The organism is Streptomyces sp. NPDC048506 (assembly GCF_040651315.1).
Taxonomy (GTDB): domain Bacteria; phylum Actinomycetota; class Actinomycetes; order Streptomycetales; family Streptomycetaceae; genus Streptomyces.
On the sequence record NZ_JBEZIX010000107.1, the window covers coordinates 1 to 12,977 of the forward strand.

A 12,977-nucleotide genomic window follows, 5' to 3' on the forward strand; every position below is an offset into this window, starting at 1 on the left:
GCCGGTGGCCGTTCATCTATGCGGGCATCAGCCAGAAGCCGGAGCAAACCCCCGGATCAGGTCGAACCCCTACACCACTTCCCTGGACGCAACCTGGCCCGCCACCCGGTCCGCGTAGGACTCCGTCCAGCTGTCGTGCGTTCCTCTACCGATCTTGGACACATCACACAGGTCGCCCTTGCCCATCGTGACACCCCCGCAGTCCGGCGCCCCCGGCTCCTGCACCCCGTACCGGATGAACAGGAGCCCCGGCCGGACGCAGGTCACCAGCGGTGCCACGACGGCGGTGCGCCCGTGCTGCGAGCAGGTGTCCTCCCTCGTGCACAGTCGCTACCAGCGGCGGGTGCCCGACTGGCCGTCGGGAAGGCAGGCGGTCGAACTCGACCTGGGGGTCCGCCGGTTCTTCTGCGACAACGCCGACTGCCGGAAGAGGACCTTCGCCGAGCAGGTTGACGGGCTGACCGTCCGGCACGGCCGCCGGAGCGTGCCGCTCCAACGACTGCTTGAGCGCATCGCGTTGGCCTTGGGCGGCCAGGCCGGCGCGCGGCTGACCCGCCACCTGCGGGCGGAGGCGAGCCCCGCCACGCTGCTGCGGATGGTCCGTCGACTGCCTCTGCCGGAGGTCAAGACGCCGAACGGTGCTCGGCGTGGACGAGTTCGCGTTCAGGCGCGGCCGGACCTACGGCACCATCCTGATCGACATGGAGACCCGGCGGCCGGTGGACGTCCTGCCCGACCGCACTGCGGACTCCTCCGCGGCCTGGCCGGACCAGCACCCGGGGGTGGAGAAGATCTGTCGTGACCGCGGGGGCTCCTTCGCCGAAGGCGGCGGCCGCGCGCTGCCAGGCGTCCCGCAGGTTGCCGACAGGTGGCACCTGCTGCACAACCTCGCTCACGCGGTCGAGCGGACCGTGGCCCGCCACCACAAGTCCTTCAAGCAGCGGACGAGCCAACCGGTCGACATCGGTCAGGACATCGATGAGCGGCCGAAGAACACGGTCGAGAGCCGCCGGATCCGTGAGCGACACGCCGAGGTCCATGAACTGCGGAAGCGCGGGCTGACGATCAACCAGATCAGCCAGGCACTCGGACGGGACCGCAAGACCGTGCGCCGCTACGTGCAGGCGGCCACCGCCGACGAGATGCTCCGTGCCCGACCGCGCTGGCGCGCGACAGTGCTGCGACCGTTCGCCGACCATCTGGAAAAGCGGTGGCGCGGCGGCTGCGACAACGCTGCCGTGCTCCGAGCCGAGATCCAGGCCCTCGGCTACACGGGAAGCCGAAAGACCGTCCGCCGCTTCCTCAACTCCCTTGCCGAATCGGGTAGTCACCCGCTGCCACTACCTGAACCCCCACCGCCCGTGCGGGACATCGTCCGCTGGATCATCGGCCCGTCAAGATGATCCAGAGAACCGGCTATGGCCGGGCCGGCTTCAGCCTCCTCAGACGCCGAATCCTCCTCATGAGCTGAAAGTCGATTCACGGAAAGTGATGGAGAGCCAGGAGGAACTGGCCGCTGACAGACACCGTCACCGGGCACGATGACCGATCGTGCTGCTGCGCCTGGACTGTCCGATCATGACAAACGCCTTCACCGTGCTGCGCCGGGTCGGACAGAGCCTGATTCGTGGTGCACCCCGTGGCCCGGTGTGGAGTTCTCCACTGCCCAGGTGGCGATCTGGGTGCGTGAGTCGAAGCCGAGTACGGCGAGCAGACGATAGACGTGTCCTTCCACCGTGCGTGGGGACAACACCAGCTTGCCGGCGATCTGCTTGTCGGTCAGACCTTGGGCAAGCAGCTCGATCACCTGCCGCTGTCGTCGGGTCAGGGGCATGGGTGGGTGTGCGGGCCTCAGGGTGGTCGGCGGGGTGGGGGGCTCGCCGAGTGCGTAGTCGGTCGCCTCGTCCAGTGTGAGCTCGGTTCCCATCTTCACAGCGGCGGCGTAGGCGGTATCGCCGAGGGAGGCGCGCAGTCGGGCCTCGCATTCGCTGTGGTAGTGGAGGAGGCGGCCGAGGCCGGGCAGTGCGATGCCGGCCGACTGCCAGGTCGTTTGGGCGGCGCCTAGGAGGGCAGCGGCCTGTTCCCCGCATCCGTCCTTCGCTGTGGCCCAGGCCAGAACCTCAAGGCACTGGGCCGCGCAGAGGAGATTGCGGCCGGATCGGGCGATGCGCAGCCCGTCCTGGAGCAGGGGGATGGCACGCTGGGCGTCCCCGCCGAGCCAGTGCTGGAGCCCGAGGAGCCACAGCGGGTAGGAGCGGGACCATCGCGCATCGTGGGCATCGCACAGGGCCAGGCACTGTTCCGCCATCGCGGAGGCGCGCGGGTTGTCGGTCAGGCAGTAGACGAGGGCGAGGAGGAACAGGGCTGTCCACTCCGCCCACAGGTCCGCGGTGGCGCGGTGGCGGTCGTAGGCCTCCTCCAGCAGGCGGACCGCTGCGGGGAAGTCTCCGCCGAAGAGTGCTGTCAGTCCGGCGAACTGCACGGCGTGGGCCAGGGATTCCGCATCGCCCAGCCGCTCCGCAAGGTCCTGGCAGGCATCCAGCCGGGCCTTCGCGGTGGAGAAGTCGCCGAGCAGCAGGGCCAGCCAGCCGTCGGCCCACAGTGCTCTGACTCTGGCCGGGGTCGGTTCGGTGTCCCGTGCGAGGGCTTGGCCGAGCCAACGGCGTTGTTCATCCAGGTTGCCCGCGCCCAGCGCGTTGCCCCACAAGGAGGTGGCCAGGGCGAGCCCGGCGCCCACATCGTGCGGTGTGCTCAGGCAGAACTCCAGGGCCGCGCGGATGTTGGTGCGCTCCAGGTACAGACGGGTGGACCAGTTCTCTTGGCGTGCGCTGAACCAATCGGCTTCCGCCCGGGCGGCAAGGGCCCGGTAGTGATCGCGGTGTCGACGCCGTACGGCCGTCTCCTCCCCGCCGAGGCGCAGGAGATCGCGGCCGTATTCACGGATCGTCTCCAGCATTCGGTAGCGTCCCAGGCCGCGCCGGCTCTCCATGGTCAGCACTGATTTGTCCACCAACTCCGCGATGACGCCGAGGACTTGCTCACGGGCGAGCTCCTCCCCCGCACAGACCGCTTCGGCCGCTTCCAGATCGAAGCCGCCGCAGAAGACGGAAAGGCGTGCCCACCCCCACTGCTCTTGAGGGGTGCACAGGTCGAAGCTGCAGTCGATCGCCGCACGCAGCGTTTGCTGACGCGCCGGGGCGGCACGACTCCCCTGATCCAGCAACGCAAAACGGTCGTCCAGAACGGTGAGGAGCTGCTGAGGACACAGCACCCGCACCCGGGCTGCCGCCAGCTCGATGGCGAGCGGGATGCCGTCCAGACGGTGGCAGATACCGGCGACTGCCAGGCGATCGTCCTCACCGAGTGTGAAATCGCCGAGGACGGCCGAGGCCCGCTCCACGAACAGCTGCACCGCCGCATACCGCATCATGGCCTTCGGCGGCGGTGGCCGGTCAGGATCCGGTGTCGACAGCGGCGGTACTGTCAGCAGCGACTCGGCGTCGATTCCGAGTGACTGCCGGCTGGTCACCAGCACCTTCAGGCCGGGCGCTGCGGCAAGCAGCATGCGGACCAGGACCGCACTGGCGTTGAGCAGGTGTTCGCAGTTGTCCAGCACCAGCAGCAGCTGCTTGTCCGCGAGGTGGTCGACCAGCACCGTGAGTGCCGGCAAGGCCGAGCTGTGGTCGAGGCCCAGCGCAGCCAGCACCGTCTGTGCGAGCAGTGCGCCGTCCTCCACCGGCCCCAGGTCCACCACCCACGCTCCGTCGGGAAAGGAGCGTCGAACGTCGCGAGCCACTCGTAGCGCCAGGCGGGTCTTGCCGATTCCTCCCGCACCCGTCAACGTCAACAGTCTGCTTCGAGTGAGCAGTGTCCGTGCCTGCGACATCTCGTGTTGTCGCCCGACGAAGGTGGTGACTTCCGCCGGTATCCTCCCGGCGTCCCGTCTTGGACCTGTCATGGGACCCGTCCTGTCTTCCTGACGTGAACTCGTTATGACGATGGGCTTACGACGAGTTCCAAGCTGGACCACCGCCGTCGGACAGGGGTGTGCGCCGCGTAAGTCCCACCCAGGTGCCGACGTACGGGGAGCAGCGAGCCTGCGCAGAGCCTTCCTTGGGAGTTGCCCACTGGGCGCCTGCGACCTTGGGGGTGGATCGCCGTCTGGCGTGTGGCGCGGCCCGGCTGCGCTCCTCGGCTCACCCAGTTGCCTTGACCGCTCATGCCGCCCCCCTTCAGGCCGAAGAAAGGCCAGTGCAACGGGCTCGCGGAGAGATCGCATGCCGCACTCTCGGACGCCTGCCTCGCGACGCGACCGCTGTCGTTCAGCGACGAGGGCGGACTGCGCTCCCCCTGTTGCGGTGGGTGTCGGAGTCACGATGCCGCTGGGGTCCGTCGAGGAGAACCGGACCGCTGTCCGTCGGCCGACGAAGCATGCGCAGCGATGGACGGCGTCCTCGCTGAACGCGTGGGTGCAGGTGCGGTTGTCCTGGCGGGTGCAACTGCCGAACACGCCGGGTCGGCCCGCGGGCGATCCGGGCCGCCCCGGGGCGGCAGCCGCGTGGGACATGGGTACTCCTGGGGAACGAGACGGAAGATGCGACGTTCATTCTTGAAGCGGCAGGTCAGCCCGGTCTTCGTCCGCGAGGCCTACTCCCCGATCAGTAGTTTGGGTCACCCCCACCCCGGCTGTCATCCTCCGGTCTGACCTTCGGACCGAAGGGGTGGGCCAGAGTTACGTTCCCGACCCGTAGCGTGCGCCTGGCCGGTGGGACCAGCGGGTGCACCGTTGGTCTCGAAGCGGATGCGGCGGCGGGGTGGCCGAGCTGCGGAGCCGTCGAGGCGTACGGGTAGAGGACCTGGGGGATGCACACGTAGACCGTGCGCGCGTCCAGCGGTCCGGCGAGGGCCTTGACGAGGAACGGTCCGGGTCCAGGACGGATCCTGCCGGGAAGAACAGGTAAAGCAATCAGGTAATTCTACGGTTGTGCGCGTGAGCACCGCAGCGCTACTTTCTCGGCCTGCTGACCCGCGGATTTGTCGATGTCCGGAGATCCCGCAAAGACCCTCCGCGATCCTTGCGCTCACCGGCGCAGCAGCCGCAACAACACCTCCGCAGCGTCACGCATCGTAGCCCCCGAGAAGAGTGGGTTCCGCCCCACCCCGGGACCGAATGGTGCGTGAACGCTGCCGCTAGGACGGAAACGTCTCCGTCGATTCCCGCATCAGCCCATTCATCCATCCCGCGAGGTAAAGGCAATGATTATGCCCGCGCTCAGCCAACACAGCCTTCCGGCGCGTGCGGCCGCCAGAATGCTGGTCGCACTTGTTGCCGCTCTGGGGATCATTATCGCCCCGCTCACTGCTACCGTCGCTCACGCAGACAGTGGAACGAGTAAACCCCATGTCATCATCAGTTCAAGGAACAATGGTGACCTGAGCTTTGATGCTGTGCCGGCGGATTGGTCCGTGCTTGCCCCTACGTGGATGATTAAGGATGAGCCGGATCTAACCATTGATTCGACCGCCGACGGATCATTCAACTTGCGCAGCGACTTTGGCGGTTGCCTTGCCGAACAGTCCGATACGCGCGTCTTCGTTCCGGCTGCATGTCCGGCGTCCGGAACGTGGACCTTGCAGCCGGCGAGCGACGGATCGAACTACTTTCTGATCCGCCATGTCGGGGACAACAAGTGTCTCACTGCATACGACCTGAGTAACACGGCCGCGGTGGAACTGGGCACCTGCGACGGCGGCAACACGATGCAGCAATGGTCCATCACCACTTCCGACGGAACAAAACTGCCTGATCTGACGAACGGCGCTGCGATCAATCTGGGCAGCAACACGATCACCGTCTGCAACTGGGGAGGTTACGCGGCCAGGGCAACTATCGACTACCAAATCAAGGAGAACCCTGCCGACGATACGGTGACCACCGGGCATTACGCCATCGAATCCTTCCCGGTCGATCAGTGTAGGACGGCGACTCTCCCGGCGGGCAAGATAGTGGCAACGGTAACGCTGCGCAGGTACACCGACTACTACTTGGGCGCATACGCATTCTGGGACGGCGACGCGGGTGCGTACGCCAACGACGGGAACGACAAGATCACGGCCGTCTACACCCTCGGAGGTGTTCACGCGAACGCCACTTACCATATGTACGGCACTACCTGCGATTCATCGTCGGGTTTCACGCAGACCAGTGATAGCCAGATGGCTTCGACGAATCAGCACGGCCAGGTGGGTTGCACTGACAGTGTCGACGCCGGCACCATTGCGAATGCGGTCAGCGCAGCCGGAAGTCTACTCACGCAGTTCATCTTCTCCCTGGTCTTTCCGTAAATGATCCAGGGCGGTCCGGCGCGACTCGGAAATCTCCCCAAAGGCTGTGCATCCATATAGATGGAGCATTCGGCGGGGACCGCATCCCAGGGCGTCCGCGTAATCGCTTGACGGACGGTTCGTGATGATCTGACATTTCGACGGGTTCCGGGACCGTGACAGGCACCGACTTCCAAGATCATGGAGCTCTCTACGCCCCGTGATCCAAGTGGAAGTCCGTGCCTGTCGGCGCGTCATCGCCGACCCCACCCACCCTTGGCCAACTCCGCGACCATCCGCGGGTCGAGCCCGCCGAAGTGCCGGGCCTGCTGGAGCGGCTGGCCGAGGCGCCCGACCCGCGCGATCGCACGGAGTGCGACACGCACCGACTTCGGGCGGCGATTGTCCATCGGTTTGGGAAGCCCGTCGAGCGCCTGATCAACAAGCTCAAGGTCTGGCGAGGCATCGCCACCCGATACGACAAGACCCCAGCCGGCTACCTCGCCGGCCTACACCTGTGCGCCTCGATGATCTGGATCAAAGACCTCACCCGGACCGCCCGTTGATCACGACTCGATACGCGCCCTGAGACGTCATCTGCGGTAGACAGACGGTCTCTGATCAGTCCGGATCGCATGGCGCGCATGCTGCGCCGGATCCGGTCCCGGACCCGTGGCGGCCGGCGGCTACATGCGTACTTCTCCACGCTGTACGACACCGGACCGCACCCTGAGGAAGCCGTGGCGAGGCACGTGGAAGACCTGCTGCCGCCCCCTGAGGATGCCGAAGACCAGTGGTGCGACGGAGTACCTGACGCCCGGCGACCGGCTCTTTCAGAGCGAGAACGGTGGGATACTCGCGGGCTCGGTCGCTCGCAGGGTGTGTGGGAACGCCCGGAAGCTGGAGTTCACCGAGCAGGAGTACGGCTCCCCGATGGGGAAGTGGATCTACGACATTCGGCACAGCCGCCTGACCAAATGGCTCAACGACGGCATCCCGCCCGCCCAGGTCGCCTACTGGGCGGTAACAGTGTCGCGGTCCTGCTTGCCTTCTCCGCAGGGTGCATCTCGGGGCAGCTTTCAGAACAAGCGGCGAATGGCGGCTCAGGGAGACCTTCCCGCGCTGCCGGAAGCTGACTGAGCGGCTCAGAGATTCGCTCGTCGTGACTGTCTCGGCACGTCCGCCAAAGACGCGTGTCGGGTGACGTACGGGGTATCTGATCTGGTCGTTGAGACCAGATGCTGGTGGACGGGCGGGCGCGGTGCTGCACGGTCGTCCGAGCTGACGCGGCGGCTGGAGGCTCCGGAGACGCTGCGGTCATACGAGACTCCCTGTACGGCACATGAGGCGTGACTCATACGCCGCACAGGGAGTGCTGTGCGCTTGCTTTCCGCACGGCCCAGGGCCGGGTCCGTACGCCCGCCGGTGCCCGGAGAGTCGCGGCGCCGCCCGGGCCTCAGTAGGGTCGGAGACCGGAACGCAGCATCGGCCACCGTGCCGGTCCCCGACCCCGCTCAGTAACTCCGAGCGCACAGGCGGCTGGTGATCAGCAGTAGTCCGGCAGGGTGTCGCCGGTCTTGCTGATCCACAGGCCGTTCCCGTTGTCGCCGCCGCCGAGGGCGATCTTGGCCACGGCCGGGTTGCTGCTGTCGGCGCCGTAGGTCCACTGCGCCCAGCCGTTCTGGTCGAAGGTGAGGTGGCCGGTCACATCCTGGACCCGTGGCTGCTCCTCCAGCCACCCGTACTGGCCTGGGGGAATAGTGATTGTTGTCTTGTCCGTCCAGGTCTTCTGGGTGCCCGTGGTGCGCGCGTAGTTGCTCTGCCAGGAGTGGGTGAACTTCTCGCCCACCTGGACCGCGAACGTGTCCTTCGCACCCAGTGTCAGGGTGACGCCCACTTCGGAGGAGTCCTGGATCGCCGACCCCAGGGTGGTGGACTCGATGCTGGTTTCGGTCTTGGTCAGTTCCTTGGGCACGTCCGAGCCGGTCTCGTTCTTTTCGGTGTGGCCGCGGCAGATCGGCGTGCCGTACGTGGGATCGGAACGACTGGTGATCTCCCACTTGCAGTACGACTGATCCTTGTCGCACTTGGTCATCGCGTAGGAGGTGGCGAGGCTGTACATGGCCGGCGTCTCTCTCTGGTCCCCGGCCGCCGGGTCTTCGATGCTGAAGAAGGACGCCGTGTCGCCCGAGTAGCAGGTGTAGGTACCCACATGGTTCGAGTGGAAGACGAAGTTCTGCCCGCTGTACCCGCCCGAGGCGTTCAGACATTGGTCGTCCTGGACCGAGCGGATCATGAATCCGCCGGAGGGCGAGGGCTCGAGGTACCACTTCTGGGAGTCGACGTTCGCGCAGTCCTGCTCGGACAGCCAATCCTGCCAGTGGTCGTCGTGGCCGATGCACTTGCCGCCGTCGTTGACGGCGATCTGGAAGCTGCCGTCACCGGTGTCCCGGAACTGGAACCTCTGATTGCTGCTGGTTGGGTTGTTCTTCGGCCAGACGTTGAGGTGACCGTAGTTCGACGTACCATCGCCGCCCCAGCCCCGTGCGACGTCCAGCACCCGCCAGTTGGGCGCCTCCAGCTTGCTGTAGATCGTCACGCACTGCAGTGGCTGACTGCAGTCCGGTCCGTCGGCCCGCGCCTGACCTGTCCCGAACGGCGAAATGATCAGCCCGAGACACATCATGAAGGCGATCGCCACCGCCGTACTCAGGCGCGTGCACAGACGACCGGGTATTCCGGCTTGCCATGGATACATGCCCCTTGCCCCTTTCTTCCTGCTCATCGCGGTGAGCCGTGACACCCTGGTGCCACACCTCCCGCTCCTGCGCGCACGGCCGAACGCTGCCGCGCCGTGCACGGGCGGTGCCAACGGGCATGGGGTACCGTCCAGCGGACCGGACGGTACCCGGCCGCTGCCCCGGACGACCGCCGGATCAGGCTCGCTCGATGGTCGCTGCGGGGGTAGCGAAGAACTACTCGATTGGGTACTTGTTCCGGGCCGTAGATGCCTGGTCCCATGATCCGTACACCTGCTGGTCGACTCGTGCCCACCAGGGTGCAACGTGTGCGGCATCGCACTGCAACAGCGGCGTTCGGGTACCGCGCAGTCCGGCAACAGCCGCTGGACCAGATCCGACGTCAGATGCGTCAAAAGCTGTCCACGGCCCGCCCTCACCACAACTGATGAAGAATTAGATTGAGCTGGCCGCTGTCACTGCCGACCGGCGGTAACCGCAACGGCGTCACCCAGCTGCTGCCTCTGCTCTATGCCATTCCGTCGGTCCGTGGACGCGTTGGCTGACCCCGCCGCAAGCCCGACGTGCTGCTCGCCGACCGCGGTTACCATCACGACATCCACCGGCGAGAAGGTCAGGGCTTGAGGCATCCTTGCGGCCATCGCCCGCCGCGGCACCCGGCACGGCACCGGACTGGGTACCTACCGGTGGTGATCGAGCCCAACTTCGCCTGGCTCCATGGCTTCCGACGCTTGCGCATCTGCTGGGAACGCAGGGCCGACCTGCACGAAGCGTTCCTGAAACTCGCCTGCTGTCTGATCGGCACGGTGGCCGGGGCGAGGGTGACGGCGTGCAGGCGTTCCAGGTCGGCGGCCAGGCGGGCGGGCCCGTACTTGGTCTGGCGGCGCAGGGCCTCCACCAGGTCGGCAACGTCGTCGGGTGTGCGGGCAGGGCTGGCCGCGGGGCGGGAGGAGCAGTCCAGTAGGCCGTCCTCGCCGTGGGCTTGCCAGCGGGCGTACCACTTGGCCAGGCAGCGGCGGGAGATGCCGGCTTCGGCGGCGCCGTGGGCGATCGACCGTCCGGACTGGATGCGCAGGCACAGCCGGAGTCGGCCCTCGGGGGTCAGCGGGGCGTTGCGATGCCCGGCCATGGTCCCCCAAGGTGGTTGGAGACGGCGGTCCGGGTGGTGCCGGGGCCCATGGCGGCCGCCGTGGTGCTGAGCCGTGTGTCCTCCACATCGCCGTCAACATCCTGGCGACCGACCATGGTGACGTCCGGCACTGACACTGGGCGCCGACGGCGGGTCAGGCCGCCGAGGCGGCCCCCGTACGGCTCTTACGGGCGACTGCCCTGTGGCCATCCCTGGGCGTCGAAGACGGCGATGGGGTCCAGGTAGTCGCGCCAGTGCGTCACCTTGCGGTCCTGGATGGTCACGACGGAGCTGTTCGCCCCGACCAGGGGAGTGTCGTCGCTGACGGTCTTGCTCACTTCGCCTCCGAGACCCAGGCGTGGGCGCCGCGCTCGGCGAACGCACGGAAGGCGGTGGCCGGCCTGCCGGTGACCTTCTCGATGTCACCGGTGGGCGTGGAGCCGTTGCCGGCGATGATGGCGCCGGTGAGCCAGCGCATCATCACCGCGTAGTCGGCGGGGACGCCCGCGGCGAGCGCGCCGTGGATCCACGTCTCCTGGTCGATGTCGCGGTAGGCGACGGGGCGGCCGCTCACGGTGGCGATGGTGGCCGCGACGTCACCGAAGGTGAGGGCCTGCGGGCCGGTGAGCGAGTAGGTGGCACCGACGTGGGTTCCGGGGTCCAGCAGCGTCTCGGCCGCGACCGCTGCGATGTCGGCCGCGTCGACGAAGGCTTCCGTGTTGCCGGCGCTCGGGGCCGTGATCACTCCGTCGATAACCGGGAGGTGGTCGTCGGCGAAGTTCTGCATCACCCACGAGGGGCGCAGGACCGAGTGCGTGATGTTGTGCCGGGAAGCGAGATCGGCCTCGACGGCCGCGATGTCGATCTCCGGCGGGGCCTGGTCGGCGTTGTGGACGCTCAGGTAGGTGACGTGGCGCACGCCGGCCGCTTCGGCGAGGTCCAGGAACGCGCCGACCTGGTCGGCGTAGCTGACGCGCATCGTGGGTGTGACCAGATAGAGGCGGTCGGCGCCGGCCAGGGCGGCCGCGTGGGTGGCCGGGTCGTCCCAGTCGAACCGGACGTCCGCTCCGGTGCGCGCCGCAGTACGGGTGATGCTCCCATGGACCTGCTGACTGACCACCTGGTGCGGGCACGCGCCGCCGGCGCGGTGTTCGCGCGGACGGTTGCCGAACCTCCGTGGGGACTGCGGCTGGGTGGTTCGATAGAGCTGTCGGTGCACACGGTGGTCCGCGGCCGGGGCTACCTCTGGCTGGACGCCCCCGGCAGCACCGTGGAGCTCATACCGGGAACCGTCACGCTGGTCCGTGGCGGGCCGAACCACTACATCGGGCACGAGCCGGGCGCCGAATGCCTGGAGCCGGAGGAGTTCCGGGCACGCCACGCGCAGATGGGCCCCGGGGACAACCCGCAGGCCACCGTGTTCCTGTGCGGCGCCTACCAGTTCTCCGGCGATGTCGGCGGTGGACTGCTCGACGCTCTGCCTCAGGTCATGACCCTCTCGGCGGCCGACGACGATCCGCTGCGCGACGTGATCACCTTGCTCTCCCGCGAACTGGTCCGGAACGAACTCGCCCAGCAGATCGTCCTGGACCGCCTCCTGGACCTACTTCTCGTCCTGGCCATCCGCAGCGACTTCCGCCGCAGCGCAACCGCACCGCGCTGGTACCGGGCATCCGCGGACCCGCGGCTGGGCGCCGCGCTGCAAGCCATGCATGAGAACGCGGCCCATCCGTGGACGGTCCCCGAACTCGCCGCGATCAGTGGCCTGTTCCGCGCCGCCTTCGCGCGAACGTTCCGGGACGCACTCGGCCAGGCACCCATGCAGTACCTGACCGAATGGCGCATGACCCTCGCCCGCGACCACCTGCGCGCCGACGATCTCAGCCTGGCCCAGATCGCCGACACCGTCGGCTACGGCTCGCCCTTCGCATTCGCCGCAGCCTTCCGCCGACACCACGGAGAACCACCCGGAACCTGGCGGCAGAGGGAACGAGCGACCGCAAACGCGCGACTGCTGACCACACCGCCCAGCTTCGCGGTCTCTTCTTCGTCGAAGTCCACTGGAAACACGGGGAATTCCTATGGATCCTCACGATCCAATGATCAGGGTGTCCACGATCAAGGGGCAACACCCCCAGGCACTTGACCCGCCACTGACGACACCGGTTGTTGCTCTTGGGCAGCAGCGGCTCCAGCACCGCCCACCCACCATCAGTCGGATTCAACTTGTCGAGTTCGGTGTAGCCGAGAGCCGGATCGAAGTCATCTCAAAAGGCAAGACCGAACCAATCGCTTCCGAGACCAGCGCAGCGGTGCATCGAGAGAACCGTCACGTCGTCATCGACGACGGCAACGACCAACAACCTCGTGCACGATAGGGATTTGGGCACGCCAACGAGGCCCTCTGTCAAGGATCATGTCTGTGACCAACATGGACGAGCTGGACAGAGATCGCCAATCGCTATCGTGCACGACGTCGTTAGGGCCTGTTCCTGGTTGGGATCTAGATCTTCGGATTCTGGCCCCTCTTCACAGTTGGGCAACCCCCGCTCGAAGACAACTCAACGCCTGCTGTCGAGGACGACCGGTACCGGGATTTCCGTGCCGCGGCATGTTCTTGCGGCGGCACGGCGCGTAGCCGGCACCCCGGTCCGAGGAAGGGGTCGGCCCGGGGGGTGCCCTTATGGGTTTGGTCAAGCAGGGACGGCTGGTCGTGACTCGTAGAAGGTGCCGTCTCTGAGCATGGCGAAGAGCACGTCGACGCG

General features: G+C 67.1%; 9 protein-coding genes and 3 pseudogenes. 7 read left to right on the top strand and 5 right to left on the bottom strand.

Annotated elements, in window-relative coordinates; genetic code table 11:
• Positions 1-647 precede the first annotated feature (647 nt).
• Complete coding sequence (locus AB0C96_RS42570; RefSeq protein ID WP_362925620.1) at positions 648-1,403, top strand: transposase; 756 nt, start codon at positions 648-650, stop codon at positions 1,401-1,403.
• Positions 1,404-1,591: 188 nt separating this feature from the next.
• On the opposite strand, the gene AB0C96_RS42575 is transcribed toward AB0C96_RS42570, so the two are convergent.
• Positions 1,592-4,567 carry a LuxR C-terminal-related transcriptional regulator gene (locus AB0C96_RS42575; RefSeq protein WP_362925621.1) on the bottom strand — a complete coding sequence of 992 codons (2,976 nt, stop codon included), beginning with the start codon at positions 4,565-4,567 and terminating at the stop codon, positions 1,592-1,594.
• Positions 4,568-5,256: 689 nt separating this feature from the next.
• Here AB0C96_RS42575 and AB0C96_RS42580 point away from each other — a divergent pair.
• From AB0C96_RS42580 to AB0C96_RS42590, 3 genes and pseudogenes are all read left to right on the top strand, one after another.
• The gene (locus AB0C96_RS42580) at positions 5,257-6,345 is read left to right on the top strand and encodes an RICIN domain-containing protein (protein ID WP_362925623.1); all 1,089 of its coding nucleotides are present in this window, start codon (positions 5,257-5,259) and stop codon (positions 6,343-6,345) included.
• A 404-nt stretch (positions 6,346-6,749) separates the two neighbouring features.
• Positions 6,750-6,890 (top strand): annotated as a pseudogene (locus tag AB0C96_RS42585) (IS5/IS1182 family transposase); the annotation flags it as partial.
• Positions 6,891-7,104: 214 nt separating this feature from the next.
• On the top strand, positions 7,105-7,464 hold the full coding sequence (locus AB0C96_RS42590) for a hypothetical protein (RefSeq protein WP_362925624.1): 360 nt from the start codon (positions 7,105-7,107) through the stop codon (positions 7,462-7,464).
• A 406-nt stretch (positions 7,465-7,870) separates the two neighbouring features.
• Here AB0C96_RS42590 and AB0C96_RS42595 read toward each other — a convergent pair whose 3' ends face one another.
• Positions 7,871-8,923 (bottom strand): RICIN domain-containing protein, encoded by a 1,053-nt coding sequence (locus AB0C96_RS42595; RefSeq protein ID WP_362925625.1) that lies wholly within the window; start codon positions 8,921-8,923, stop codon positions 7,871-7,873.
• A gap of 609 nt (positions 8,924-9,532) precedes the next feature.
• On the opposite strand from AB0C96_RS42595, the pseudogene AB0C96_RS42600 reads away from it, so the two are divergent.
• Positions 9,533-9,883: pseudogene (locus tag AB0C96_RS42600) on the top strand (transposase); the annotation flags it as partial.
• Between the two features lie 14 nt (positions 9,884-9,897).
• Here the strand turns inward: AB0C96_RS42600 and AB0C96_RS42605 are convergent.
• From AB0C96_RS42605 to AB0C96_RS42615, 3 genes and pseudogenes are all read right to left on the bottom strand, one after another.
• A pseudogene (locus tag AB0C96_RS42605) lies at positions 9,898-10,212 on the bottom strand (leucine zipper domain-containing protein); the annotation flags it as partial.
• A gap of 185 nt (positions 10,213-10,397) precedes the next feature.
• A complete protein-coding gene (locus AB0C96_RS42610; protein WP_362925627.1) occupies positions 10,398-10,550 on the bottom strand; it encodes a hypothetical protein in 153 nt (50 codons plus the stop codon).
• Positions 10,547-11,332 carry an NmrA family NAD(P)-binding protein gene (locus AB0C96_RS42615; protein WP_362925629.1) on the bottom strand — a complete coding sequence of 262 codons (786 nt, stop codon included), beginning with the start codon at positions 11,330-11,332 and terminating at the stop codon, positions 10,547-10,549. Before AB0C96_RS42615 ends, AB0C96_RS42610 begins: the two co-directional genes overlap by 4 nt.
• Here AB0C96_RS42615 and AB0C96_RS42620 point away from each other — a divergent pair.
• Together AB0C96_RS42620 and AB0C96_RS42625 are read left to right on the top strand one after the other, a co-directional pair.
• Positions 11,312-12,358, top strand: a complete 1,047-nt coding sequence (locus AB0C96_RS42620; RefSeq protein WP_362925630.1) for an AraC family transcriptional regulator — start codon at positions 11,312-11,314, stop codon at positions 12,356-12,358. The two genes, AB0C96_RS42615 and AB0C96_RS42620, sit on opposite strands and share 21 nt — an antisense overlap.
• Entirely contained in the window at positions 12,321-12,590 is a 270-nt protein-coding gene (locus AB0C96_RS42625; RefSeq protein ID WP_362925632.1) for a hypothetical protein, read from the top strand. Before AB0C96_RS42620 ends, AB0C96_RS42625 begins: the two co-directional genes overlap by 38 nt.
• The last annotated feature ends 387 nt before the right edge of the window (positions 12,591-12,977 follow it).

Bases quoted from the DNA above. Each gene is read 5' to 3' on its own strand.
- AB0C96_RS42575 (WP_362925621.1), bottom strand. From the start codon at position 4,567: ATGTCCCACGCGGCTGCCGCCCCGGGGCGGCCCGGATCGCCCGCGGGC.
- AB0C96_RS42580 (WP_362925623.1), top strand. From the start codon at position 5,257: ATGATTATGCCCGCGCTCAGCCAACACAGCCTTCCGGCGCGTGCGGCC.
- AB0C96_RS42590 (WP_362925624.1), top strand. From the start codon at position 7,105: ATGCCGAAGACCAGTGGTGCGACGGAGTACCTGACGCCCGGCGACCGG.
- AB0C96_RS42620 (WP_362925630.1), top strand. From the start codon at position 11,312: ATGGACCTGCTGACTGACCACCTGGTGCGGGCACGCGCCGCCGGCGCG.